Here is a 25,943-nt window from a genome sequence, read left to right on the forward strand (position 1 = left end):
ACTAATAGTATTTTTATGAAAAGGAGCGTGTTTTTATGGTATTCAAAACAGATATTCGTGCACCACGTGGAAGTGAACTAACATGTAAGGGATGGACACAGGAAGCGGCAATGCGTATGTTAATGAACAATCTAGACCCAGAGGTGGCTGAGAACCCAGATGAGCTGATTGTGTACGGTGGTATTGGAAAGGCTGCTCGTAACTGGGAAAGCTATGAACAAATTATTGCTTCTTTAAAAGAATTAGAGAATGATGAAACACTGCTGATTCAATCAGGGAAGCCAGTAGCTGTATTCCGTACGCATGAGCATTCTCCCCGTGTATTAATTGCCAATTCAAACCTAGTACCTGCATGGGCAAATTGGGATCATTTCTATGAATTAGAGGACAGAGATTTAATGATGTATGGGCAAATGACTGCGGGTAGCTGGATTTATATTGGTGCTCAGGGCATTTTACAGGGAACTTATTTATCATTCGTAGAAGCAGGGAAGAAGGTATTTGGCACTGCGGATTTACGTGGTAAATTCATCCTAACAGGTGGTATGGGCGGTATGAGTGGTGCACAGCCGTTAGCTGGGAAAATGGCAGGCGCTGTAATCTTAGTCGTTGAAGTGGATCGTGCCCGCATTGAACGTAAAATAAAAGAAGGATACTGTGATTACATCGTGGAGACTGTGGATGAAGCCATTGCATTAGTCGATAAATTACGTAATCAGAAAGAGCCAGCTTCTATTGGTCTTGTAGGGAATTGTGCAGATGTCAATCGTGAGCTGTTAAATCGAGGGATTATTCCGGATTTTGTGACGGATCAAACATCTGCACATGACCCGATTAATGGCTATGTACCAAATGGCATGACATTTGAAGAAGCATTAGCACTTCGGAAATCGGACGTTAAAACGTATGAGCACAAAGCGAAAGAAACAATGGCAGAGCATGTTCGTACAATGCTAGCGTTTCAAGATGCAGGTGCAGAAGTATTTGATTATGGAAATAATATTCGTGCCTATGCCAAAGAGATGGGTGTAACGAATGCCTTCGATTTCCCGGGCTTTGTACCAGCCTATATTCGTCCACTATTCTGTGAAGGAAAGGGACCATTCCGTTGGGCGGCTCTTTCAGGAAACCCTGAGGATATTTATAAAACAGATGCACTTGCGAAAGAGATGTTCGCTGAAGACGAAGGTCTAGTCAATTGGATTGATATGGCGCAAAAAATGGTTAAATGGCAGGGGTTACCAGCTCGTATTTGCTGGTTAGGCTATGGTGATCGTCATCGCTTTGCATTAAAGGTAAACGAAATGGTTGCGAATGGTGAATTGTCAGCACCGATTGTCTTTGGGCGTGATCATTTAGATTCAGGTTCAGTCGCATCACCAAATCGTGAAACAGAAGGGATGATGGATGGTTCGGATGCAGTATCGGATTGGCCAATTTTAAATGCGCTTGTAAATACTGCTAGTGGTGCGAGCTGGGTGAGTGTGCATCATGGCGGTGGTGTAGGAATGGGATATTCACAGCATGCAGGTCAAGTACTAGTTGCGGATGGATCGGCGCTTGCTGCTGAAAAAATCGCACGAGTATTGATTTCGGACCCTGGCATGGGTGTTGCCCGTCATGCTGATGCAGGCTATGAGATTGCGATTAATACGGCAAAAAACAAAGGTGTCCATATACCAATGTTAAAGGGTGATGTGAAGTGACCATTCTAATTAGAAATGCCAATGAAGTAATTACTTTGAGAAGTAATGCACAAGGACCGCGTACGAAAGAACAAATGCAGGAAATTGCGGTAGTAGAAAATGGCTGTGTACTAATTGAAGAAGATCGTATTGTAGCTGTTGGAGCTTTTGAACAACTGGAAGTAGATTTCCCTGATTTAGTAAGGAAAGCAGACATTATTGATGCTACTGGTAAGATTGTGATGCCAGGTTTAGTGGATTGTCATACCCATTTAGTGCATGGTGGAACACGTGAACAAGAATTTAATATGAGACTTAATGGTTCTACCTATATGGAAATTATGAACGCAGGTGGCGGTATTCATGCTACAACAAAGCGTACACGAGAAACCAGCTTTGAAGAATTATATGAAAAGACGATGCAGCATTTAGATGTATTTTTAAAGCATGGTGTGACAACTGTTGAAGCAAAATCAGGTTATGGATTGGATTGGGATACGGAAAAGAAGCAGCTAGAGGTAGCGAAACAATTACAAGCTACACATGACGTTGATATTGTTAGTACGTTTATGGGTGCGCATGCAGTACCACGCGACTATAAGGAACGTGAGGATGAATTTGTTGATGTTGTAATCCATGACATGTTGCCCAAGGTGGCAGAGCTAAAACTGGCAGAATTTAATGATGTATTTTGTGAAAAGGGTGTCTTTACACCAGAGCAATCTCAGCGCATTTTAGAGGCTGGCAAAGCTCTTGGCTTAACACCGAAAATACATGCTGATGAAATCGAGCCTTATCAAGGAGCGGAGCTTGCTGCCGAGGTGGGAGCTATTTCGGCAGAGCATTTGCTGGTTGCTTCTGATAAAGGAATTCTAAAAATGGCTGAAGCGGGCACAATTGCTGTATTACTGCCAGGAACTGCATTCTTTTTACGTGCACCATATGCAAGAGGACGTCTAATGATTGATGAAGGGGTGCCTGTAGCAATATCAACAGATTTTAACCCGGGATCATCACCGACAATGAGTTTACCATTTATTATGAATTTAGCCTGTATGCATATGGGAATGACATTGGAGGAAGTGTTAACTGCGACAACGATTAATGCAGCTTATGCATTAAATCGAGGCAAACAAATAGGTTCCTTGGAAGCGAATAAAAAAGCGGATGTACTTATTTTAGATGTTGCCAACTATAAGCAGTTACAATATTTCTATGGTATGAACCATACACATACAGTTATCAAAAATGGGCAAGTTGTTGTACAAAACGGCATTCTGTTGAATAATCGATAAAAAATGGGCATAAATAAGGCTGAGGAAGCTTTATTTATGCTTTTTTAAAATTGAGTTGCAATTACCTTGAAGGAAGATTATAATACAATTAAATAGTAATTATTGAATTACAAATTACTTAACCTTGTAATCAATTAAAGGGGTTATACAATGACAAAATTCCGTACTGAGGAAGAAGTGCTTGAGCATTATGATTCTTCAAAATATCAAACACCTGATGGATATACCGCAGATATTGCCATTTTTACAATTACGTCAGAGAAAACAGAAGAAAAGGCGCCGCCCAACATGACGCTTAAGATTATGCTAATTAAGCGTGCGGCTAAGGATGCTGATGGAAATCCGAATATTGAAGGAGGGAAATGGGCACTCCCAGGAGGATTTGTAGATGCCGATCAAAAAGAAACAGCCTATATCGCAGCTAAACGAGAATTAAAAGAAGAAACCAATGTTGAAGGTTTGCATGTTCAACACTTTGGTGTTTATGATCAAATCGATCGAGATCCTCGTGGTTGGATGATCTCAAATGCATTTTACGCAATTGTTCCTGAGACATATATTGAACAACGTCAAGCAAATGATGATGCGGCTGAGGTAGAACTGTTTGATATAGAAAGTGTATTTACACTTCAACTAGCCTTCGATCATAGAAAAATTATTACAGATGCGTTGAATTTTATTAAAAGAGATATGATTCAAACAACCGTTGCTAAAAATTTTTTACCACAAGCATTCACTTTGTCAGAATTACAGCGAGTACTTTTAACAGTTGGGGAAGATCCTCGAATTTCTAATGATTCGGTGTTCTTTACAAAAGCACCCAAATTACCTTTTATCGAAAAAATATTAGATGAGGAAGGCAAACCGAAGAAAACCAAACGAAATTCATTCAGACCTTCGCAACTATATAGATTTAATAATTTTGAAATGGTGGAGTCCATTTATCATTAGGAAAGATCCGTCTTTCCTGATTGTTTTAAATGTAGTAATTTGTAATTTAGCTATTACTAATTAAAAACGGAGTGATGAGATGATGAAAAAGCGAGCATTAATTAATATTGATTATACAGTTGATTTTGTTGCATCTGATGGAGCCTTAACTTGTGGAGAGCCTGGCCAGCTGCTTGAGCAAGCAAATGTAGGCTTAACGAAGGAATTTATATTGAATGGTGAGTTTACGGTGTTTGCCATCGATGTTCATGAACGAGGAGATGTTTATCATCCAGAAACAAAGCTATTTCCACCACATAATATTCGAAATACAAAAGGCAGAGATTTATTTGGCGCTTTAAAACCGTTGTACGAAGCACATAAAGAGCAGGATCATGTCTATTACATTGATAAAACGCGCTACTCAGCTTTTGCAGGGACAGATTTAGAGCTGAAACTACGTGAAAGAGGCATTACTGAGCTTCACTTAATCGGCGTTTGTACAGATATCTGTGTTCTTCATACAGCAGTCGATGCTTATAATAAAGGGTTCGAAGTCGTCGTTCATAAGAATGCTGTCGCCTCCTTTAATCAAACAGGCCATGAGTGGGCGTTAGGACATTTCGAGCATACACTTGGCGCCACTGTGATTTGACATGAATGGAGGGAAAAACATGAAATATGCTGACGATAGTTTTATGTTACACACAGATCTATATCAAATTAATATGGTTCAAACTTACTGGCAAGATGGGGCTCATCAACGCAAAGCTGTTTTTGAGCTATATTTTAGAAACCTTCCATTTGGCAATGGGTATGCGGTATTTGCAGGCTTAAAAAAAGCTATCGAGTTTATTAATAACTTCGGTTTCTCTCAAAGTGATATTCAATATTTACGAGAAGAAGGAAAATATCCAGAGGAATTTCTTCAATATTTACAGGAGCTTAAGTTTACTGGATCGATTAAGGCGATGAGGGAAGGAGAACTAGTCTTTGCGAATGAGCCTATCCTACGAATTGAAGCCCCATTGGCAGAAGCCCAATTAATTGAAACCCCTTTGTTAAATATTGTGAACTATCAAACGTTGATTGCGACAAAGGCTTCACGCATTAAACAAGTGACAGGTGAGGATGTCGTGATGGAGTTTGGTACTCGACGTGCACATGAATTTGATGCAGCTATTTGGGGAACTCGTGCTGCCTATATAGGTGGATTCTCTTCAACAAGTAATGTAAGAGCAGGAAAATTATTCGGTATCCCCGTGTCAGGAACGCATGCCCATGCAATGATTCAAACCTATCGGGATGAGTACACTGCATTTAAAAAATATGCAGCGGCACATAAAGATTGTGTATTTTTAGTAGATACCTATGATACGTTACGTTCGGGCGTTCCTAATGCGATTCGTGTAGCAAAGGAGCTAGGAGATCACATTAATTTTATTGGTATTCGTTTAGACAGTGGTGATCTAGCATATCTTTCAAAACAGGCAAGAAAAATGCTAGATGCTGCAGGATTTACAGAAGCAAAAATTATGGCTTCGAATGATTTGGACGAATATACAATTATGCATTTAAAGTCGCAAGGTGCACAAATTGACGCTTGGGGAATCGGAACGAAGCTTATTACAGCCTATGATCAGGCAGCTCTTGGCGGGGTATATAAATTAGTTTCAATTGAAAACGAAAGTGGAGATATGGTAGATACCATTAAAATTTCAGCAAATCCTGAAAAAGTGACTACACCAGGGCGTAAACGTGTTTACCGTATTATTAATATGGATAATGGTCATGCTGAAGGAGACTATATTGCATTAGAGGGAGAAAACATAGAGCAAGAAGAAAGATTGAAAATGTTCCACCCTGTTCATACGTATATTAGTAAATTTGTAACGAATTTTTTTGCAAAAGATTTACATGAAAGCATCGTAGAAAACGGAAAAGTAGTTTATGAGGAACCTACAATTCAAGAAACACAAGCATATGTGAAAGAAAATTTACATTTACTGTGGTGTGAATATAAACGAACAATGAATCCCGAAGAGTATCCTGTCGATTTAAGTCAAGCATGTTGGGACAATAAAATGGCAAGCATACAGGACATAAAAGAAAAAATTTCACAAGATAGGAGGTAGTTACAATGGCGAGAATAGGTATTTATGGTTCATCCTTTGATCCTATTACCAATGTTCATCTTTGGACAGCAAGCACAGTCGCACACCGCTGTAAATTAGATAGAGTCATTTTTTTACCTTGTTCAAACAAACGTAAAGATAAAACGATAAAAACAGCAGATACTCATCGTTGGAATATGCTACAGCTGGCCATTGCTAAGGATGATCGTTTTATTGCAGATTCCTATGAGATGGACCAAGAAGGCTGGAACATCTATACTTATGACACGATGAAATACTTTAGAGAAAAACATCCAGAGGATGAATTGCATTTTATCATGGGCGCTGATTTATTAGTGGATATCGGCGCGGGATTGTGGAAAAAAGGTGACGCATTAGTTGCGGAGAATAAATTTATTGTAATGGCTAGACATGGCATCGATATGCTATCAACGATTAGTCGTTCTCCCATTTTAAGAAATAATGATGATGGTAGATTCCATCTGATAGATAAAGGGCTAGCGATGGAAATTAGCTCTACTTATATTCGTGAGGAATTTGCGATGGGGGGAGAGCCGAGATACCTCTTGCCTACTGCTTGTTACGACTATATTAAAGAGCATCATCTTTATCAAAAATAGTGGAATTATTTTTTTAAGTGTGGTTGGATGCCGCACTTTTTTTAATTTTGAAAAGATGGTGAATTTCATCATATGTAGCTCTAGGTAAGCTATAATAAAAATAGCAATGGAATACACCCTTTTTGCTGACGATAATTACAATGATTAATGTTAGAAAGGAATTCATGGATGTGCAGCTTACATTAACATTTCTTATTTTAGGAGCAACAATTTTTGCATTTGTGACCAATAAAATACGAGCAGATCTTGTAGCGATTGTGTCACTTCTAGCATTTGTCATTGCGGATATTCTAACGCCAACGGAGGCATTAGCTGGTTTTTCAAACTCTGTCGTTTTAATGATTGCAGGGCTATTTGTCGTGGGCGCTGGAATATTACGCACAGGTCTAGCAGGAATGGCAGGGCAACTCTTACTTAAATGGTCGGGCAATAGTGAGCTGAAATTATTTGTGCTACTGCTTATTATTGTAGGATCTGTTGGTGCCTTTATGAGCAATACTGGTACCGTAGCATTAATGATGCCAATCGTTGTAAGTATAGCGATTAGTATGAAAGTTAGTCCGTCTAAGTTTCTACTCCCACTCTCATATGTAGCAAGTCTTTCTGGTCTGATGACACTGATTGCGTCACCAACCAATTTAATTGTCAGTCAGTTATTGGTTGATCGAGGCTATAATAAACTGGGCTTTTTTGAAGTGACCCCTATTGGTATTGTTGGGATGATTGCTGGAATTACTTATTTAGTGCTTGTACGTAATATTCTATTACCAAAGGATCAAAACCGTACACAAACAAATGAAGGCTATAAACTTTCACCAAAAAAAATTATTAAGCAATATGATTTAAATAATCGTCTATTTAAAATCGCTGTTCCTGAAGACTCACCAATTATTGAGACATCTTTAGCAGAGCTAAAACTGCCAGCTAAGTACACGCTCTGTATGATGAAAATTCATCGTAAATCACAGGAGGGTATCAATTTACTGCCGATGACATATCAGGAAATGGCAGGTCCAACTAGTGTCATTCATGCCAAGGACGAGCTGTATGTTCAAGGAGAAGTAGAGGATATTCGTCGTTTTGTTGAGGATTATCATCTTGAGATGCAAGGGTTAGTGGAAGGAGAAGCTGATGAATTGGTATCGAAACATCTCGGTATTGCAGAGGTGTTGCTGACACCTAATTCGAGCTTTATTAATGAAACCGTTAGCTCTCTTGGATTCAGGGAAAAATATAATTTAAATATCATTGGCATTAATCGCAGAGGTGGTTATAAGCTTCAGGATATGGTTTCTCATAAATTGAAATTTGGAGATGCCATATTAGTACAGGGAGCATGGGATGAAATTCTCTTGTTAGCAAGAGAGACCCAGGATGTCGTGGTTGTCGGTCAGCCTAAAGAACACGCGAGTGTGGCAGCCGCTACAGGTAAAGCTGGTATTGCCGGTTTAATTATGCTGTTGATGATTATTTTAATGGCATTCGAAGTTTTCCCAGCTGTAATCTCAGTAATGATTGGTGCTGTGTTGATGATTTTAACAGGCTGTTTACGAAACATGGAAGATGCCTATAGCAATATGAATTTTGAAAGTATTGTGCTAGTGGCTGCAATGTTGCCAATGGCAACGGCGTTAGAAAAAACTGGAGGCATGACCATTTTATCGGATGGTATTATTAATGCCTTGGGTGATTTTGGACCATATGGCGTGCTCATTGGTGTTTATATTTTAACAGCTATATTTGGTCAATTTATAAGTAATACGGCAACTGCTGTATTGTTCGCGCCCATTGCAATGAGTGCAGCCATTGCTATGGAAGTTAGTCCTACAACATTTATGATTGCAGTAGCAGTTGCGGCAAGTATGGCATTTGCTACGCCGATTGCTTCCCCTACGAATGCGCTAGTAATGACGGCGGGGGGCTATAAATTTATGGATTTTGTAAGAATAGGGGTACCATTACAAATTGTTATGTTTATCGTTATGATGATTGCCATCCCATTCTTTTTCCCGTTTTAAAAACTCGGTTTCTATACCGAGTTTTTTATTTTATATAAAGATCTATTATTTTTTATCGAAAAGTATGATAAAATTCTTTTTTAGATAGCGGTATAACATGGCACTCACTTGTGAAAATTGAATTTTAGGTTGTCATTATTTTTACGAGTATATATAGGAAGTTTTTCATTACCAAGAAAAAAGTTAAATTTTTTTCATGAAAAGTGTTGACCTTTTAAAAATAAGAGTGTAGTATTATACAAGTCGCCACGGTGACACGCTAAAACAAAGCAAAACATGAACCTTGAAAACTGAACAAGCAAAACGTAATCAATAAAGTTTTCAGTAACTAACTTCGGTTAGTGAACGAAACAAAATTTTGGACATCAAAATGATGCCAGCAAAACAATTTGAGCTATTCAAATTTCTTTTATGGAGAGTTTGATCCTGGCTCAGGACGAACGCTGGCGGCGTGCCTAATACATGCAAGTCGAGCGAACAGAGAAGGAGCTTGCTCCTTCGACGTTAGCGGCGGACGGGTGAGTAACACGTGGGCAACCTACCTTATAGTTTGGGATAACTCCGGAAAGGGCTAATACCGAATAATCTGTTTCACCTCATGGTGAAACACTAAAAGACGGTTTCGGCTGTCGCTATAGGATGGGCCCGCGGCGCATTAGCTAGTTGGTGAGGTAACGGCTCACCAAGGCGACGATGCGTAGCCGACCTGAGAGGGTGATCGGCCACACTGGGACTGAGACACGGCCCAGACTCCTACGGGAGGCAGCAGTAGGGAATCTTCCACAATGGGCGAAAGCCTGATGGAGCAACGCCGCGTGAGTGAAGAAGGATTTCGGTTCGTAAAACTCTGTTGTAAGGGAAGAACAAGTACAGTAGTAACTGGCTGTACCTTGACGGTACCTTATTAGAAAGCCACGGCTAACTACGTGCCAGCAGCCGCGGTAATACGTAGGTGGCAAGCGTTGTCCGTAATTATTGGGCGTAAAGCGCGCGCAGGTGGTTTCTTAAGTCTGATGTGAAAGCCCACGGCTCAACCGTGGAGGGTCATTGGAAACTGGGAGACTTGAGTGCAGAAGAGGATAGTGGAATTCCAAGTGTAGCGGTGAAATGCGTAGAGATTTGGAGGAACACCAGTGGCGAAGGCGACTATCTGGTCTGTAACTGACACTGAGGCGCGAAAGCGTGGGGAGCAAACAGGATTAGATACCCTGGTAGTCCACGCCGTAAACGATGAGTGCTAAGTGTTAGGGGGTTTCCGCCCCTTAGTGCTGCAGCTAACGCATTAAGCACTCCGCCTGGGGAGTACGGTCGCAAGACTGAAACTCAAAGGAATTGACGGGGGCCCGCACAAGCGGTGGAGCATGTGGTTTAATTCGAAGCAACGCGAAGAACCTTACCAGGTCTTGACATCCCGTTGACCACTGTAGAGATATAGTTTCCCCTTCGGGGGCAACGGTGACAGGTGGTGCATGGTTGTCGTCAGCTCGTGTCGTGAGATGTTGGGTTAAGTCCCGCAACGAGCGCAACCCTTGATCTTAGTTGCCATCATTTAGTTGGGCACTCTAAGGTGACTGCCGGTGACAAACGGAGGAAGGTGGGGATGACGTCAAATCATCATGCCCCTTATGACCTGGGCTACACACGTGCTACAATGGACGATACAAACGGTTGCCAACTCGCGAGAGGGAGCTAATCCGATAAAGTCGTTCTCAGTTCGGATTGTAGGCTGCAACTCGCCTACATGAAGCCAATCGCTAGTAATCGCGGATCAGCATGCCGCGGTGAATACGTTCGGGCCTTGTACACACCGCCCGTCACACCACGAGAGTTTGTAACACCCGAAGTCGGTGAGGTAACCTTTTGGAGCCAGCCGCCGAAGGTGGGATAGATGATTGGGGTGAAGTCGTAACAAGGTAGCCGTATCGGAAGGTGCGGCTGGATCACCTCCTTTCTAAGGATTATTTCGGAATACAAACCTAGGGTTTGTAAGATTACGTTTTGCGTTCAGTTTTGAAGGTTCATTCTTCTTGAATGAAAAGCTTCAAAACTTGTTCTTTGAAAACTGGATAAAACGACATTGAAATTGTAACAAACACATTTATTTTTTAAGTTTTTTTATAGGCTTAATAACTTGGTTAAGTTATTAAGGGCGCACGGCGAAATGCCTTGGCACTAGGAGCCGAAGAAGGACGGCACTAACACCGATATGCTTCGGGGAGCTGTAAGTGAGCTTTGATCCGGAGATTTCCGAATGGGGGAACCCACTACGTTTAATGGCGTAGTATCTTGACGTGAATACATAGCGTCTTGAAGGCAGACCCAGGGAACTGAAACATCTAAGTACCTGGAGGAAGAGAAAGAAAAATCGATTCCCTGAGTAGCGGCGAGCGAAACGGGAAGAGCCCAAACCAAGAGGCTTGCCTCTTGGGGTTGTAGGACACTCAATACGGAGTTACAAAAGAGCGAGTTAGATGAAGCGACTTGGAAAGGTCCGCCAGAGCAGGTAAAAGCCCTGTAGTCGAAAGTTCGTTCTCTCCTGAGTGGATCCTGAGTACGGCGGAACACGTGAAATTCCGTCGGAATCTGGGAGGACCATCTCCCAAGGCTAAATACTACCTAGTGACCGATAGTGAACCAGTACCGTGAGGGAAAGGTGAAAAGCACCCCAAGGGGAGTGAAAGAGATCCTGAAACCGTGTGCCTACAAGTAGTTAGAGCCCGTTAATGGGTGATAGCGTGCCTTTTGTAGAATGAACCTACGAGTTACGATTACGTGCGAGGTTAAGCTTTAGAAGGCGGAGCCGCAGCGAAAGCGAGTCTGAATAGGGCGAAATAGTACGTGGTCGTAGACCCGAAACCAGGTGATCTACCCATGTCCAGGGTGAAGGTAAGGTAACACTTACTGGAGGCCCGAACCCACGCACGTTGAAAAGTGCGGGGATGAGGTGTGGGTAGCGGAGAAATTCCAATCGAACTTGGAGATAGCTGGTTCTCTCCGAAATAGCTTTAGGGCTAGCCTCGTGATGAGAATACTGGAGGTAGAGCACTGTTTGGACTAGGGGGCCATCCGGTTTACCGAATTCAGACAAACTCCGAATGCCAGATATTTATACACGGGAGTCAGACTGCGAGTGATAAGATCCGTAGTCAAAAGGGAAACAGCCCAGACCACCAGCTAAGGTCCCAAAGTAATCGTTAAGTGGAAAAGGATGTGGCGTTGCACAGACAACCAGGATGTTGGCTTAGAAGCAGCCATCATTTAAAGAGTGCGTAATAGCTCACTGGTCGAGTGACGCTGCGCCGAAAATGTATCGGGGCTAAACGATTCACCGAAGCTGTGGATTGACATCTACGATGTCAGTGGTAGGAGAGCGTTCTAAGTGCGTTGAAGTCAGGCCGGAAGGACTGGTGGAGCGCTTAGAAGTGAGAATGCGGTATGAGTAGCGAAAGACGGGTGAGAATCCCGTCCACCGTATGACTAAGGTTTCCTGAGGAAGGCTCGTCCGCTCAGGGTTAGTCGGGACCTAAGCCGAGGCCGATAGGCGTAGGCGATGGACAACAGGTTGATATTCCTGTACCACCTCCTCACCGTTTGAGAAATGGGGGGACGCAGTAGGATAGGGTAAGCGCGCTGTTGGTTATGCGCGTCCAAGCAGTAAGGCGTGTGTGTAGGCAAATCCGCACACTGTAACGTTGAGCTGTGATGGCGAGTCCGTATGGACGAAGTTCCTGATTTCACACTGCCAAGAAAAGCCTCTATCGAGGTGAGAGGTGCCCGTACCGCAAACCGACACAGGTAGTCGAGGAGAGAATCCTAAGGTGTGCGAGAGAACTCTCGTTAAGGAACTCGGCAAAATGACCCCGTAACTTCGGGAGAAGGGGTGCTCTTGAGCGTGCAAGCGCATGAGAGCCGCAGTGAATAGGCCCAGGCGACTGTTTAGCAAAAACACAGGTCTCTGCAAAACCGTAAGGTGACGTATAGGGGCTGACGCCTGCCGGTGCTGGAAGGTTAAGAGGAGTGGTTAGCGCAAGCGAAGCTGCGAATTGAAGCCCCAGTAAACGGCGGCCGTAACTATAACGGTCCTAAGGTAGCGAAATTCCTTGTCGGGTAAGTTCCGACCCGCACGAAAGGCGTAACGATCTGGGCACTGTCTCAACGAGAGACTCGGTGAAATTATAGTACCTGTGAAGATGCAGGTTACCCGCGACAGGACGGAAAGACCCCGTGGAGCTTTACTGTAGCCTGATATTGAATTTTGGTACAACTTGTACAGGATAGGTAGGAGCCAGAGATCTCGGAGCGCCAGCTTCGAAGGAGGCGTCGGTGGGATACTACCCTGGTTGTATTGAAATTCTAACCCATGCCCCTTAGCGGGGCAGGAGACAGTGTCAGGCGGACAGTTTGACTGGGGCGGTCGCCTCCTAAAAGGTAACGGAGGCGCCCAAAGGTTCCCTCAGAATGGTTGGAAATCATTCGTAGAGTGTAAAGGCACAAGGGAGCTTGACTGCGAGACCTACAAGTCGAGCAGGGTCGAAAGACGGGCTTAGTGATCCGGTGGTTCCGCATGGAAGGGCCATCGCTCAACGGATAAAAGCTACCCAGGGATAACAGGCTTATCTCCCCCAAGAGTCCACATCGACGGGGAGGTTTGGCACCTCGATGTCGGCTCATCGCATCCTGGGGCTGTAGTCGGTCCCAAGGGTTGGGCTGTTCGCCCATTAAAGCGGTACGCGAGCTGGGTTCAGAACGTCGTGAGACAGTTCGGTCCCTATCCGTCGTGGGCGTAGGAAATTTGAGAGGAGCTGTCCTTAGTACGAGAGGAATGGGATGGACACACCGCTGGTGTACCAGTTGTCTTGCCAAAGGCATCGCTGGGTAGCTATGTGTGGACGGGATAAGTGCTGAAAGCATCTAAGCATGAAGCCCCCCTCAAGATGAGATTTCCCATTACGCAAGTAAGTAAGATCCCTCAAAGACGATGAGGTAGATAGGTTCGAGGTGGAAGTGTGGTGACATATGGAGCTGACGAATACTAATCGATCGAGGACTTAACCAAAACGTTTGAAACATTCAATGAACCGTTTATCCAGTTTTGAAAGAACAACTCTTTCAACTGAATAAGTGAAGTGATGATGGCAAAGAGGCCACACCCGTTCCCATACCGAACACGGAAGTTAAGCTCTTTAGCGCCGATGGTAGTTGGGGGCTTCCCCCTGTGAGAGTAGGACATCGCTTCGCTTATTTTTCGTGGAGGATTAGCTCAGCTGGGAGAGCATCTGCCTTACAAGCAGAGGGTCGGCGGTTCGAGCCCGTCATCCTCCACCATTATTTTTAAAACAGTATAGTATTATCGCGGGGTGGAGCAGTGGTAGCTCGTCGGGCTCATAACCCGAAGGTCGTTGGTTCAAATCCAGCCCCCGCAACCAAATGGTCCCGTGGTGTAGCGGTTAACATGCCTGCCTGTCACGCAGGAGATCGCCGGTTCGATCGGTCGGGACCGCCATTTTTTTTTGGTGTAGCTCAGTTGGTAGAGCAACTGACTTGTAATCAGTAGGTCGTGGGTTCGACTCCTATCGTAAGCACCATTCCCTTGGAGGGGTAGCGAAGTGGCTAAACGCGGCGGACTGTAAATCCGCTCCTTAGGGTTCGGCGGTTCGAATCCGTCCCCCTCCACCATTTTAGGGGCATAGTTCAACGGTAGAATAGAGGTCTCCAAAACCTTTGGTGTGGGTTCGATTCCTACTGCCCCTGCCAGGTATTGAGGTACTCGTTCATATACAGCTGTTATAATTTATATAGTGGCGATTGTGGCGAAGTGGTTAACGCATCGGATTGTGGTTCCGACATTCGTGGGTTCGATTCCCATCAGTCGCCCCATTTTCAAATTGGGGTATAGCCAAGCGGTAAGGCAACGGATTTTGATTCCGTCATGCCTAGGTTCGAATCCTAGTACCCCAGCCATTTTTCTTTTTTACGAGCCATTAGCTCAGTTGGTAGAGCATCTGACTTTTAATCAGAGGGTCGAAGGTTCGAGTCCTTCATGGCTCATCGTTTTTTAATGAATATTGCGCCCGTAGCTCAATTGGATAGAGCGTCTGACTACGGATCAGAAGGTTATGGGTTCGACTCCTGTCGGGCGCGCCAATAAATTTATGTTTTCGGAATGTAGCTCAGCTTGGTAGAGCACTTGGTTTGGGACCAAGGGGTCGTAGGTTCGAATCCTGTCATTCCGACCATTTTTTATGATAAATGGGGCCTTAGCTCAGCTGGGAGAGCGCCTGCCTTGCACGCAGGAGGTCAGCGGTTCGATCCCGCTAGGCTCCACCAGTTCAATATTTTTGGAGGTATACCCAAGTCTGGCTGAAGGGATCGGTCTTGAAAACCGACAGGCGGGTAACACCGCGCGGGGGTTCGAATCCCTCTACCTCCTCCATTTTGGGTCAGTAGCTCAGTTGGTAGAGCATTAGATTGAAGCTCTAAGTGTCGGCGGTTCGATTCCGTCCTGACCCACCATTATTTGCGGGTGTAGTTTAATGGTAAAACCTCAGCCTTCCAAGCTGATGTCGTGAGTTCGATTCTCATCACCCGCTCCAAAATGGGCCTATAGCTCAGCTGGTTAGAGCGCACGCCTGATAAGCGTGAGGTCGATGGTTCGAGTCCATTTAGGCCCATCATTATTCCGAAGTAGCTCAGTTGGTAGTAGCACCTGACTGTTAATCAGGTTGTCGCAGGTTCGAGTCCTGCCTTCGGAGCCACGGCCCGTTGGTCAAGTGGTTAAGACACCGCCCTTTCACGGCGGTAACACGGGTTCGAATCCCGTACGGGTCATCAAGCATGTAGCACAAATATTGTGTTACATGCTTTTTCTTTTATCAATAAATGATACATTAGTAAAGAGTGAAAGCTACGAATCCGCTATCAATGGTTCAGTAGCTTTTTTACATGACTAATATTTTGTTTCTCCTTTCTATAAGATGTCGCCCACCTCTTTTCCTTCTTCATTCACAATATCTTCTAATCATGATTCGATTCATTATAAATTTGAACAAACTATTTCATATATGCAATATGTATGTTTTTTTATAGCTATTTTCGTGGTGCTTGTCGTTTTGTTCCTCTAATATGAGGATAAGTGGAGGAATCGAAATGAATATACAGGAGATCCAGCAATTTTTAAGTTTATATCAGACAGAACAAGATGAATCAGAGCGTTGGTTAGCGAATAGATTACAACAGATTAAGAATGCAGGTGAGTACGACCCAACAACAGAGGAGCTAGCTTTTGGTGCACGGGTGGCGTGGCGTAATAGTAACAAATGTATTGGTCGTCTGTTTTGGCAATCATTGCATGTAGTAGATGCACGTGCCGTTTTAGATGAACAGGATATTTTTCAAAAACTACTGGAGCATATCGATTATGCAACAAATAGTGGAAAAATCCGTCCAACAATAACAGTATTTGCTTCGAACAGAGTGCGTATATGGAATCATCAGCTAATTCGTTATGCAGGCTATGAAACGGAAGCTGGCGTTATTGGTGATGCACATTCTATTGTTTTTACTAAAGTATGTGAATCGTTAGGTTGGAAAAGTGAGAGGACACCATTCGATGTGTTACCTCTTGTTATACAAGTAGATGAGCGAGCTCCGCAGCTGTTTACAATTCCTGTAGAATATATTTTAGAGGTGCCAATTCGTCATCCAGAGTCAGTGGATGTAGAGAAATTAGGAATGAAATGGTATGCTGTACCCATTATTTCAAGTATGCGTTTTCAAATGGCAGGCATTGATTTTCAAGCCGCACCCTTTAATGGCTGGTATATGGGGACAGAAATCGGTGCACGTAATTTAGCAGATCATGACCGTTATAATATGCTACCAGCTATTGCGGGGGTTTTTAATCTTGATACAACCAAGCAAGCTTCACTTTGGCGTGATCGTGCATTAGTGGAGCTTAATATTGCTGTCCTTCATTCTTTCAAAGAACAAGGCGTGAGCATTGTCGATCATCATACAGCTGCTCAGCAGTTTAAATTGTTTGAAGAAGCAGAGGAATCAGCAGGACGAGACGTTACAGGCAACTGGACATGGCTAATCCCACCACTTTCGCCCGCAACGACTCATATTTTCCATAAGCCGTATGTCAATATTTATCATACACCCAATTATTTTTATCAAAAACCATGCTATTAACTGATTGTGGAGAGGACGAAACGCTATGTTGAATGAGCAAATTCCGAGTATCCCGTGGTTACAATTGACGACACCTTATGGAAGAGGAACGGCTATCCCTCAGCTGATTGAACAGGAGCAATATATAGAGCTAGCTGAGTTAGTGGAGCATCAAGGTACACTATGGCAGGTCACACCATGGGCTTTGCTTGTCCTTCTAAAAAAGCTTGCTAGCAAAAATACGGGGGATGTCTCTGTACAAGAAGTAGAGCTTTATTTAGCTGTGGCACATGCAATTTCTGAAGATTATCTAGACCCATCCTATTCAGTTCAAACTATGCAGGAGCTGTTAGATGTCAAATATTTATGGATGGATCACGAAGAGAATGATGAGCTGGAATGGGAGGAGGAAACGCCAAAGGGTTATGAGCAGAAAGCTTTTGTAAGCTATTATTATTTTAGTTATATACTCTTACAAGAGGCTGTTCCTATTTTTGCAGCAGTTATAGCTCACAACAAAGAAACAGCGGACCGTCTTACTGAACTGCTAACCTTACTACAGCAATTGGACAAATAAAACGTCTATACCTATATAGAAGTAAAGCAGATGGGAAATATGAGCAGTTATCCCATCTGCTTTATTTTAATGGACATATTCGTCTTTAGAAGCTCTCATTGAGCAAAAGAAAAGAATGGTCGCCACAGCTACAAAGAGCCAACCAGCAATATTCCAGCCACCAAATAAATCATGTAAGTAGCCAAAAAGAATAGGGCCAATGGCGGCAAATAAATAACCTAATGATTGTGCAAAGCCTGATAAATCTGCTGCTTCAAATGCCGTGCGTGTACGAAGTGTAAAGAACATCATCGCTAAGGCAAATGAAGAACCTCCTGCTAAACCTAAAAGAATCATCCACAGTACCCCAAGACTTGTCCACTCCATGACAACTCCAGTAAAGCCTATTAAATAGAAGAATGTAAACATCACTACAAGAGGTCTTTGAGAAGCCATTTTACTTGCAATGATAGGCACAGCCAATGCCATTGGTACTTGTGAAAATTGCATGATAGAAAACATCCAACCAGCTTTGTCAGGAGCCAATCCCTGGGCGATGTAGATTTCGGGAATCCAAGCAGCAGTCGTATAAAATAATAAAGACTGTAATCCCATTGCACCTGTGACAGCCCAAGTAACAGGTGACTTCCATAAGGGTGTACTCGTCATTTTAGAGGTAGTGGCTGGCTCAGGTTTATTTGATTTCAATTGAGGTATCCAAATTAAAATCGTTACGACCACTAGTACAAGTGCAATGGACAGCGCTCCTTGCCAGCCAAATGATGAATTGGCTATAGGATAGCTAATACCTGCGCCAAGCCCAGCCGTTAAGTTCATCGACATAGTGAAAAATGCCATTAATAAACCAACATGGTATGGAAATTTTAATTTTAATAATCCTGGAATCAGCACATTTCCAAATGATATGGCTATGCCGATGAGTACAGTACCAAATACAAGTAACCCCGTTGTACCAAGGGAACGTAGAACAATCCCCAAGGCTAATAAAATAGTGGATAAAAATAGTGTTAGCTCAAGCCCTAGTTTGCGTGCTACAACGGGCGCAAATGGTGAGATGGTAGCAAAAGCGAGCAATGGAATCGTTGTTAGAAAGCCTGCAAGTACATTAGAAATACCAAGATCGTCACGGATAAATGATATAATAGGGCCAACAACAGTTAGTGGCATTCTTAATGTAGAGGCTATAAAGATAACTCCGAAGACTAAAAGTAAGGTTGTTCCCCTCCAGCTAATTTTTTTACTCGGAAAACTAGCGGAATGATCATTTGTAGTCAAAATAAATCCCCCTGTTCGTAACCGTTCTAATTGAACTACTATAACACTTTAACAAACTAATAAAAATAGTAGAAGATTCACAAAATACAGAACATTTATTGTTATATTGAAATGTCAAAGGTCTTATGCTAATATAATAAGCATCATAAATTTAATAATTATATGCCTCATGTTTGTATTGAGGTAGAGGTCGCGATATTTATAAGTATGCTAATGGAAATGACAAGCATTGATGAGATTAGCTGAAAGGGAATATTGCCGAAGTGTGAGGGGACTTGAAAACCTCATGCTGGGGCTGTCTCCGAAAGGAACAGAACTGTCACGTTTGCACAACGTGTTGAGCTATCATTTAGGAAAAACTGAGGATTAACTTAGCCATCACAGTGTATATGTGATGGCATTTTTTTGCCTCGTAAATAGGAAGGAAGCTATATCGTGAGTGAAATAAAAGTAAATCAGCTCGGACATAAAGCGCCAAAGCTGAAAAAAGAATTGAAAAGCCGTCATATCACAATGATTTCTTTAGGCGGTACAATTGGTACGGGACTATTTTTAGCCAGTGGTGGTGCCATTGCACAAGCTGGACCTGGTGGTGCATTGCTTGCCTACGCCCTAATCGGTATTATGGTGTACTTTTTAATGACAAGCTTAGGGGAAATGGCTGCCTATATGCCATCATCCGGTTCATTTAGTACGTATGCAACAAAATTTGTAGATCCAGCACTAGGCTTTGCATTAGGCTGGAACTATTGGTATAACTGGGCAATCACTATTGCAGCAGAAATTGCGGCAGTATCCTTAATTATGAAATATTGGTTCCCTGATAGTTCATCAGCCCTTTGGACAGTATTATTTATTGCTGTTGTACTGTCATTTAATTTACTTTCTGTAAAGAGCTATGGAGAAAGTGAATATTGGTTTGCGATGATTAAAGTAGTGACAGTCATTGTTTTTATTATTATCAGTTTATTAATGATTTTTGGTATTTTAGGTGGACAGGCACCTGTAGGCTTTACTAATTTCTTTATTAGTGATGGACCATTTCACGGTGGCTTCCTAGCTACATTTGGAATTTTCCTAGCAGCCGGATTTTCATTCCAAGGAACAGAGTTACTTGGGATTACAGCAGGTGAAACAGACGATCCAGGAAAAAATATTCCAAAGGCTGTTAAATCCGTATTCTGGCGTATTCTTTTGTTTTATATTTTAGCAATTGGTGCAATCGGAATGTTGATTCCATTTACAGATGAACGCTTATTATCAGAAGATATCGCAGTATCACCGTTTACATTAGTGTTTGACCGCTTAGGTATTGCCTTTGCAGCTTCGTTAATGAATGCCATTATTTTAACGGCTATGCTGTCAGCTGGAAATTCAGGGCTTTATGCATCATCACGTATGCTATGGCAATTAGCAGTGGATGGACATGCGCCTAAGTTCTTCACAAAGCTAAGTCGTCGAGGAATACCAATTTATGCGTTGATGGCAACATTAGCTGTAGGTTGCTTAGCTTTTTTAGCGTCTTTCTTTGGTGATGGCGTTGTTTATATTTGGCTGTTAAACGCCTCTGGTATGTCTGGTTTTATTGCATGGCTCGGCATTGCCTTTAGTCATTATCGCTTCCGTCGTGCATTTGAGGCACAGGGCCTAGATCCAAAGCTATTACCTTATAGAGCAAAATTGTACCCGTTTGGACCACTATTTGCCTTTACTGTTTGTATGATTGTGGTCATTGGGCAAAATTACACGGCCTTTACGGGAGACCAAATTGATTGGTATGGGATATTAGTTTCTTATGTTGGAATCCCACTATTTTTACTGTTATGGTTTGGCTACAAAATCAAGCACAAAACAAAAATGCTTTCACTTCAAGAATGTGATTTAAAAGTGGAAGATTAAATAGTAGGGCTGTTCTGTAAACTAATGAATGATTGGTTTATGGGACAGCTTTTTATGTCTTAATCGTCGTTAAAAATATCAAAAATAATATCATATATAGAGTAATATTAGTATTTACTAACTAGCCATTCGAAAGTCGATGTCTAATCAAATAAAAAACAGGTACCCATTCTTGAACTGCCCCGTAATAGTTAGAAATCAAACTTTTACGGGGCAGTTCATCTCGAGTACCTGATTTTTATTATCCAAATATTGTTTCCCACAGTAAGTAAATATTCAATGTCACAACGATAACAACAACAAACCAACCTAAAAACGTTGTAATACGGTGATTGACTAAACTGCCCATGATGTTTCGTTTGCTTGTAAACATCACAAGAGGGACAAGAGCAAATGCAAATACCGAAAGATAAAACGACCTGACTTAGAACGAGCGCATAGGTTGCATTCACGCCTGATGCAATAATGACTAGAGGCGGCACCATAGTAATCGCTCTACGTAAATAAAGTGGTATTTTTCTTTGAATGAATCCTTGCATGACTACATCACCTGCTAACGTCCCGACAGAGGAGCTAGCTAGCCCGGCAATAAGTAAACCAAGACCAAATGAAATAGCAGCCATGGGGCCGAGCGCATCTTTTAAGCCATTGTAGGCAACATCTAAATCTTCTACAACCACGCCTTGTGTGTGGAAGACTGCTGCAGCAATGATCAGCATGCTCATATTAATCGCTCCGGCAATAATCATAGCGATGATAATATCGATAAATTCAAAACGGAAAATACGTTTTTTTTCATTTTCATTCCGACCAACAATACGATTTTGCGTTAACGATGAATGTAAGTAAATAGCATGAGGCATGACAGTTGCTCCTAAAATACCTGTTGCTAATAATAGTGAATCTACACCTTCAAACTGTGGCGTGAACATGCCAATCGCTACATCGCCCCATTCTGGCTGTGCTAAAAATGTTTGGAAGGCAAATGCTAAGACAACAATTAACACCATGCCCGAAATACCGGCTTCAAAGGCTCTAAATCCTCTTCTTTGAAGTTCTAAAATAGCAAATGAACCAACTGCCGTAATTAATGCTGCGGGCAGCATAGGGATATTGAAGAGCAAGTAAAGCCCTAATGCTGCACCAATAAATTCAGCGAGATCTGTAGCAATGATGACCAATTCAGCCTGTATCCATAAAAAGATGGATGTTTTTTTAGAAAAATGCTCGCGTGCTACTTCAGGCAAGTTTTTACCTGTCGCAATTCCAAGCTTGGCAGATAAGGATTGAATTAACACGGCCATTAAATTAGAAAAGGCTATAACCCAAAGTAGCAGGTAGCCATATTGAGAGCCTGCTGTAATATTTGTAGCAAAATTACCAGGATCGATATAGGCGACGGCTGCAATAAATGCAGGTCCTAAAAATGGTAAAAAGCGTCGCCAACCTTTTATATCTCCATCTAAAACCGCCTCGGCAGACGATTTTGTGACTCGTTTGTAAACCATATTGTTCCCTCGTTTCAAAAAGTATCATTAACGAAATAAAGTTTCCTATAGGAAAATAAGATATTAGTATTCTAACGCTAGGAATCAAAAAAGTGAAGTGGTTTGCTTTAAGTTTCTATAAGTATGTGCCATTCTCATCATTTTCTAATTAGACTTTCACCACCAGCATCGTTTACGATGAAAAGAAAAGATGAAGGACGGATTCGACATGACCAATCGAATTTTAATTATAGAAGATGAAGAAAATATTGCGAGAGTGCTACAGCTTGAGCTTCAATTTGAAGGCTTTGAGGCGGAAATGGCTCATACAGGGACAGATGGTTTGCTTCGTTACCGTGAACAGCCATGGGATTTGATCCTACTTGATGTCATGCTGCCTGAGATGAGTGGCATTGATGTGCTAAAGCGGATTCGTGCAACGGAATCCCAGACACCTGTTATTATGCTTACTGCCAAAAGTGAGGTGGAGGATAAAGTAAAAGGATTGGATTTAGGAGCCAATGATTATGTGACAAAGCCGTTTGAAATTGAAGAATTGCTGGCGCGTATTCGCAATGCTTTACGATTTTCACAAAAGGCTAGTCCAAAACAAGTTGCCCTTGCATTTGGACACTTATCGATAAACGAGCAAACAAGAGAGGTCGTATATTTTAATAAAGATATTCAACTGACACCTCGTGAATATGATTTATTGTTCTATTTACTAAAGCATCCTAAACAAGTACTGACTAGGGAACAGCTACTAGAGGCTGTATGGGGCTATGACTATTATGGGGATACAAATGTTGTGGATGTCTATATTCGCTATGTACGACAAAAGCTTGAAGCTGCTAATGCAACGCCTATTATCCAAACAGTTCGTGGAGTTGGCTATGTGTTGAAGGAACATCGTGATGAGACTTAAAACAAAAATTCATCTACTTACAACATTGCTGATGCTAGTAATATTAGTGGCCACAAACAGTGGAATTTATTTATTGTATGAGAAATCTGCCTATGATACGGAATATCATCAGCTTCAAACACGTGCCAATGATTTAAGCTCCACATTCAGTCAGTTAAATGCTCAAACTAACCTACAGCAAGTATTAAGAGCCTATATGCCGACAGATGGTGCCGTCTACATTTATGATGGAGAGCGTTTAAAAACAAAGGTTCAGGCTACCCTTGACATGCCAGAAGGCCCTTCCATTACCTATACAATGCCTGCTATTTGGATAGACGGAACGGTTGTGGATATCACATTACAGCAATCCATGGAAGAAGTAGAACGGACATTAAGTTTGCTAAAGGTTATATTGATTATTGTATCTGTTATTGCAACGATTCCTATTTTCTTAGCAAGCCTAGTACTTGGGCGACTTATTTTATTACCGCTAGAACGTTTAAATGAGACTATGCGAAAAAGTGCATCGACAGGAAAATATGAAAAAATGGATATACCAGTAAAAGGTGGGGATGAGTTAACAAACATTAACCGTACTTTTAATATGATGATGGAAAAGCTTGAACAGCATTATCGAAAGCAAGAAGAATTTGTATCGAATGCTTCCCATGAATTGAAGACACCCATTACGGTTATTGAAAGCTATGCAAAATTACTGCTCAGAAGAGGTTTTGACAATCGGGAAGTTGCACAGGAATCATTACTAGCTATTGCCAATGAATCATCACGCATGCATGAAATGGTGCTGCAATTGCTAGAACTAGCTAAAAATAATGAGCATCTGGACATTCATTTTGAACAGCTAGAGCTCGCGCCGTTCTTGAATAAAGTGGCTTCCCAAATGCAGCATGCGTATCATCGAGCATTTATAGTTGATGTGAAGAAGCCAAGTTTTGTTTATAGTGATGAAAAAATATTAAAGCAACTACTCTTTATTTTGCTGGATAACGCTAGGAAATATAGTGAGGAGGAAGTGCATATTCTCGCAACAGAAACAGCTAATCATGTATGCATTACCATCCAAGATTTTGGTATTGGTATTCCAGCGGAGCATATTCCACATTTGTTTGAGCGATTTTATCGTGTAACAGGAGATCGTAACCGTAAGACAGGTGGTTCTGGGCTAGGACTTGCCATAGCGCATGGGCTTGCAGAACAATTGGGGATAATGATGGATGTAAAAAGTACAATTGGAGAAGGGTCAAGCTTTACCTTATGTATACCAAAGGAGGGACAACAATGAGAAAGTGGCTGTTGATAATTGTTGTGATTGTCCTTCTCGGTAGCGGAACGTTTTGGTTTATTCAAACGCGTTATTTTCAAGTCGAGCCTCTTAGCGAAGCGGAGGCCATTCGCCATGTTGAAACAATCTATAAAGGTCATGTTACTCAGGTGAAGAAACAAGGAAAAACCTATGAAATGCTCTTTACGCGAGATCATATCAAGTATGGAGCTGTGCTCGATGCTACGACACAACAGGTGACTGATTTAAAAATAAAAGAAGGACAAAGTAAATTACTGTTAACAGAAAAGCAAATCAGGCAGATGGTTAAACAGGAATATGGAGATGTAGAAAGTGTTATGTTAACAGATTCCATTTATACAGTGCGAGTTGAAAAAGATAGCAAGCAAAAAGATATCACACTTGATGGCTATTCCGGTGAAGTATTATCGGAGAAAATGGTGGAGCCACAAGAACAATCTGTAGAAGGGCCTATTATTACTGAGCAGCAAGCCGTTCAAATAGCACTGGAGCAATTGAAGGGAGAGGTGGATTCAGTCGATTTTGAAGAAACCTCAGAGGGTGGTTACTATTTAGTTGAAATTGAAACACAGGATGACGAAGCCACTTTTCAAATTCATGCCGTTTCAGGAAAGGTTCTGTCTGTTACATGGGATGACGAACAATAAATCACTTCTCATGAAATTCTAATGTTCCTCTTATAGTTCTATCATCTTCGCTTGCTAAGCTAAGAATAGATAAAACAAAGGAGAGATGAATATGAAAAAAATAATTATGATTCCAGCATTGGTAGTTACTCTTGGGGTTGGAGCAGCAATTGGCTCGACAACTTTATTATCAGGAAATGCGCAAGAAAATAAGGTATTAACAATACAGCAGATTGAGAAGAAAGCATTAGCAATAGTTGATGGGACTGTTGCGGATATCGAATTTGATCAAAATCAATTCCGCTCTATTTACGAAGTAGAGGTGCATACCGAGACAGCGGAATATGATTTAAAATTTGATGCTTATACGGGAAAATTACTGAAGCAGAAAAAAGAGCGTCGAGATGACGATGATTGGGATAATTACATTTCTGTTAGCACGCCAACAGCGAAAATTATTACAAAAGAACAGGCTATCGAAACAGCCTTAACGAAAGCAAATGGTACCGTGACAAAAATTAAGCTGGATGATGGCTTATATGAAATAGAATTGAAAGATGGTCAGTATGAATATGAAGTAGATGTGGATGCAATGACAGGGAACATTGTTGATTTTGAACAAGATATGGAAGACTAAAAGAGCGAGCTGTCTTAAAAGTAGAGCATACTTTTAAGACAGTTTTTTGTTGTAGCGAGAGTATTGGCAGCAATGACGAGTATTAACATATGCTCGAAAAAAGTCTATGTTTTTCACTCGTGAAAATGAAAAATTTTCTTCTTTACTTTTTCAATCAGCAGGCGTAATATGACATCATTATAAAAGTTTCAAATTTCTAAATCGCTGAAGCAACTAAACGCGGGGGAACCAATTTTGATGTATGGCATAAGCCATTCTTGGGGTGAATCTCTTCCATTTGGAGGGGTAGGGCTACTCAGGCCCGAATCCGACAGCTAACCTCGTAAGCGTTAAGAGCAGAAAAGTGGAGCTTGGCA

16 protein-coding genes, 18 tRNA genes, 3 rRNA genes and 2 riboswitches are annotated in these 25,943 nt (G+C 41.9%); of the genes, 35 read left to right on the forward strand and 2 right to left on the reverse strand.

Features of this window, described 5'->3' with window-relative positions; genetic code table 11:
* Nucleotides 1–35: 35 nt before the first annotated feature.
* The 30 genes from hutU to NST76_RS01310 all read left to right on the forward strand — a co-directional run bounded on the left by hutU (nucleotide 36) and on the right by NST76_RS01310 (nucleotide 17,432).
* On the forward strand, nucleotides 36–1,706 hold the full coding sequence (hutU, locus tag NST76_RS01165) for a urocanate hydratase (RefSeq protein ID WP_058844643.1): 1,671 nt from the start codon (nucleotides 36–38) through the stop codon (nucleotides 1,704–1,706).
* On the forward strand, nucleotides 1,703–2,980 hold the full coding sequence (gene hutI, locus NST76_RS01170) for an imidazolonepropionase (RefSeq protein WP_058844642.1): 1,278 nt from the start codon (nucleotides 1,703–1,705) through the stop codon (nucleotides 2,978–2,980). Before hutU ends, hutI begins: the two co-directional genes overlap by 4 nt.
* A 150-nt stretch (nucleotides 2,981–3,130) precedes the next feature.
* The gene (locus tag NST76_RS01175; RefSeq protein ID WP_058844641.1) at nucleotides 3,131–3,931 is read left to right on the forward strand and encodes an NUDIX domain-containing protein; all 801 of its coding nucleotides are present in this window, start codon (nucleotides 3,131–3,133) and stop codon (nucleotides 3,929–3,931) included.
* A 79-nt stretch (nucleotides 3,932–4,010) separates the two neighbouring features.
* The gene (locus tag NST76_RS01180) at nucleotides 4,011–4,565 is read left to right on the forward strand and encodes an isochorismatase family cysteine hydrolase (protein ID WP_036125125.1); all 555 of its coding nucleotides are present in this window, start codon (nucleotides 4,011–4,013) and stop codon (nucleotides 4,563–4,565) included.
* Nucleotides 4,566–4,584: 19 nt separating this feature from the next.
* On the forward strand, nucleotides 4,585–6,045 hold the full coding sequence (locus tag NST76_RS01185) for a nicotinate phosphoribosyltransferase (RefSeq protein WP_036125128.1): 1,461 nt from the start codon (nucleotides 4,585–4,587) through the stop codon (nucleotides 6,043–6,045).
* A gap of 5 nt (nucleotides 6,046–6,050) precedes the next feature.
* A complete protein-coding gene (gene nadD, locus NST76_RS01190) occupies nucleotides 6,051–6,665 on the forward strand; it encodes a nicotinate-nucleotide adenylyltransferase (protein ID WP_101967047.1) in 615 nt (204 codons plus the stop codon).
* A 164-nt stretch (nucleotides 6,666–6,829) separates the two neighbouring features.
* Nucleotides 6,830–8,683, forward strand: coding sequence for an SLC13 family permease (locus NST76_RS01195; RefSeq protein ID WP_058844639.1), 1,854 nt, complete (start codon nucleotides 6,830–6,832; stop codon nucleotides 8,681–8,683).
* A gap of 408 nt (nucleotides 8,684–9,091) precedes the next feature.
* Nucleotides 9,092–10,634 (forward strand): 16S ribosomal RNA (locus NST76_RS01200).
* Between the two features lie 182 nt (nucleotides 10,635–10,816).
* Nucleotides 10,817–13,739 (forward strand): 23S ribosomal RNA (locus NST76_RS01205).
* Between the two features lie 66 nt (nucleotides 13,740–13,805).
* A 5S ribosomal RNA gene (rrf, locus tag NST76_RS01210) occupies nucleotides 13,806–13,921 on the forward strand.
* The 16S, 23S and 5S rRNA genes sit together here with 18 tRNA genes alongside, the layout of an rRNA operon.
* A gap of 11 nt (nucleotides 13,922–13,932) precedes the next feature.
* Nucleotides 13,933–14,008, forward strand: a tRNA-Val gene (locus NST76_RS01215).
* Nucleotides 14,009–14,034: 26 nt separating this feature from the next.
* Nucleotides 14,035–14,109 (forward strand) — tRNA-Met (locus NST76_RS01220).
* 3 nt (nucleotides 14,110–14,112) lie between these two features.
* Nucleotides 14,113–14,186, forward strand: a tRNA-Asp gene (locus NST76_RS01225).
* Nucleotides 14,187–14,198: 12 nt separating this feature from the next.
* A tRNA-Thr gene (locus tag NST76_RS01230) sits at nucleotides 14,199–14,268 on the forward strand.
* A gap of 7 nt (nucleotides 14,269–14,275) precedes the next feature.
* A tRNA-Tyr gene (locus NST76_RS01235) sits at nucleotides 14,276–14,359 on the forward strand.
* A 4-nt stretch (nucleotides 14,360–14,363) separates the two neighbouring features.
* Nucleotides 14,364–14,437: transfer RNA gene (locus tag NST76_RS01240), tRNA-Trp, on the forward strand.
* Nucleotides 14,438–14,484: 47 nt separating this feature from the next.
* Nucleotides 14,485–14,560: transfer RNA gene (locus NST76_RS01245), tRNA-His, on the forward strand.
* A 9-nt stretch (nucleotides 14,561–14,569) separates the two neighbouring features.
* A tRNA-Gln gene (locus NST76_RS01250) sits at nucleotides 14,570–14,644 on the forward strand.
* A gap of 14 nt (nucleotides 14,645–14,658) precedes the next feature.
* Nucleotides 14,659–14,731 (forward strand) — tRNA-Lys (locus NST76_RS01255).
* A 19-nt stretch (nucleotides 14,732–14,750) separates the two neighbouring features.
* Nucleotides 14,751–14,827 (forward strand) — tRNA-Arg (locus NST76_RS01260).
* Nucleotides 14,828–14,842: 15 nt separating this feature from the next.
* Nucleotides 14,843–14,919 (forward strand) — tRNA-Pro (locus tag NST76_RS01265).
* A gap of 15 nt (nucleotides 14,920–14,934) precedes the next feature.
* Nucleotides 14,935–15,010: transfer RNA gene (locus NST76_RS01270), tRNA-Ala, on the forward strand.
* A 13-nt stretch (nucleotides 15,011–15,023) separates the two neighbouring features.
* A tRNA-Ser gene (locus tag NST76_RS01275) sits at nucleotides 15,024–15,116 on the forward strand.
* 4 nt (nucleotides 15,117–15,120) lie between these two features.
* Nucleotides 15,121–15,196 (forward strand) — tRNA-Phe (locus NST76_RS01280).
* Nucleotides 15,197–15,202: 6 nt separating this feature from the next.
* Nucleotides 15,203–15,276 (forward strand) — tRNA-Gly (locus tag NST76_RS01285).
* A 4-nt stretch (nucleotides 15,277–15,280) separates the two neighbouring features.
* A tRNA-Ile gene (locus NST76_RS01290) sits at nucleotides 15,281–15,354 on the forward strand.
* Nucleotides 15,355–15,361: 7 nt separating this feature from the next.
* Nucleotides 15,362–15,438, forward strand: a tRNA-Asn gene (locus NST76_RS01295).
* Nucleotide 15,439: 1 nt separating this feature from the next.
* Nucleotides 15,440–15,511 (forward strand) — tRNA-Glu (locus NST76_RS01300).
* A gap of 318 nt (nucleotides 15,512–15,829) precedes the next feature.
* On the forward strand, nucleotides 15,830–16,876 hold the full coding sequence (locus NST76_RS01305; RefSeq protein ID WP_058845204.1) for a nitric oxide synthase oxygenase: 1,047 nt from the start codon (nucleotides 15,830–15,832) through the stop codon (nucleotides 16,874–16,876).
* Nucleotides 16,877–16,901: 25 nt separating this feature from the next.
* Nucleotides 16,902–17,432, forward strand: coding sequence for a hypothetical protein (locus tag NST76_RS01310; RefSeq protein WP_058845205.1), 531 nt, complete (start codon nucleotides 16,902–16,904; stop codon nucleotides 17,430–17,432).
* A 66-nt stretch (nucleotides 17,433–17,498) separates the two neighbouring features.
* On the opposite strand, the gene NST76_RS01315 is transcribed toward NST76_RS01310, so the two are convergent.
* Complete coding sequence (locus NST76_RS01315; RefSeq protein ID WP_058845206.1) at nucleotides 17,499–18,707, reverse strand: MFS transporter; 1,209 nt, start codon at nucleotides 18,705–18,707, stop codon at nucleotides 17,499–17,501.
* Between the two features lie 176 nt (nucleotides 18,708–18,883).
* Nucleotides 18,884–19,060, forward strand: a riboswitch (Lysine riboswitch).
* An 82-nt stretch (nucleotides 19,061–19,142) separates the two neighbouring features.
* On the opposite strand from NST76_RS01315, the gene NST76_RS01320 reads away from it, so the two are divergent.
* Entirely contained in the window at nucleotides 19,143–20,606 is a 1,464-nt protein-coding gene (locus NST76_RS01320) for an amino acid permease (protein WP_036122023.1), read from the forward strand.
* 218 nt (nucleotides 20,607–20,824) lie between these two features.
* On the opposite strand, the gene NST76_RS01325 is transcribed toward NST76_RS01320, so the two are convergent.
* A complete protein-coding gene (locus NST76_RS01325) occupies nucleotides 20,825–22,114 on the reverse strand; it encodes an Nramp family divalent metal transporter (RefSeq protein ID WP_342544525.1) in 1,290 nt (429 codons plus the stop codon).
* A gap of 208 nt (nucleotides 22,115–22,322) precedes the next feature.
* Here NST76_RS01325 and NST76_RS01330 point away from each other — a divergent pair, with 208 nt between their 5' ends.
* The 4 genes from NST76_RS01330 (at nucleotide 22,323) to NST76_RS01345 (ending at nucleotide 25,587) form a co-directional block, all read left to right on the forward strand.
* Nucleotides 22,323–23,018, forward strand: coding sequence for a response regulator transcription factor (locus tag NST76_RS01330; protein WP_271912110.1), 696 nt, complete (start codon nucleotides 22,323–22,325; stop codon nucleotides 23,016–23,018).
* Nucleotides 23,008–24,303, forward strand: coding sequence for a HAMP domain-containing sensor histidine kinase (locus NST76_RS01335; protein WP_058845208.1), 1,296 nt, complete (start codon nucleotides 23,008–23,010; stop codon nucleotides 24,301–24,303). Before NST76_RS01330 ends, NST76_RS01335 begins: the two co-directional genes overlap by 11 nt.
* A complete protein-coding gene (locus NST76_RS01340) occupies nucleotides 24,300–24,971 on the forward strand; it encodes a PepSY domain-containing protein (protein ID WP_058845209.1) in 672 nt (223 codons plus the stop codon). The genes NST76_RS01335 and NST76_RS01340 overlap by 4 nt, the downstream gene beginning before the upstream one ends.
* Before the next feature lie 91 nt (nucleotides 24,972–25,062).
* Nucleotides 25,063–25,587, forward strand: coding sequence for a PepSY domain-containing protein (locus tag NST76_RS01345; protein ID WP_058845210.1), 525 nt, complete (start codon nucleotides 25,063–25,065; stop codon nucleotides 25,585–25,587).
* 192 nt (nucleotides 25,588–25,779) lie between these two features.
* Nucleotides 25,780–25,930, forward strand: a riboswitch (cyclic di-AMP (ydaO/yuaA leader).
* Nucleotides 25,931–25,943 lie beyond the last annotated feature (13 nt).

The sequence above is a fragment of the Lysinibacillus sp. FSL W7-1291 genome (assembly GCF_038593415.1).
GTDB classification, from domain to species: Bacteria; Bacillota; Bacilli; order Bacillales_A; family Planococcaceae; genus Lysinibacillus; species Lysinibacillus fusiformis_D.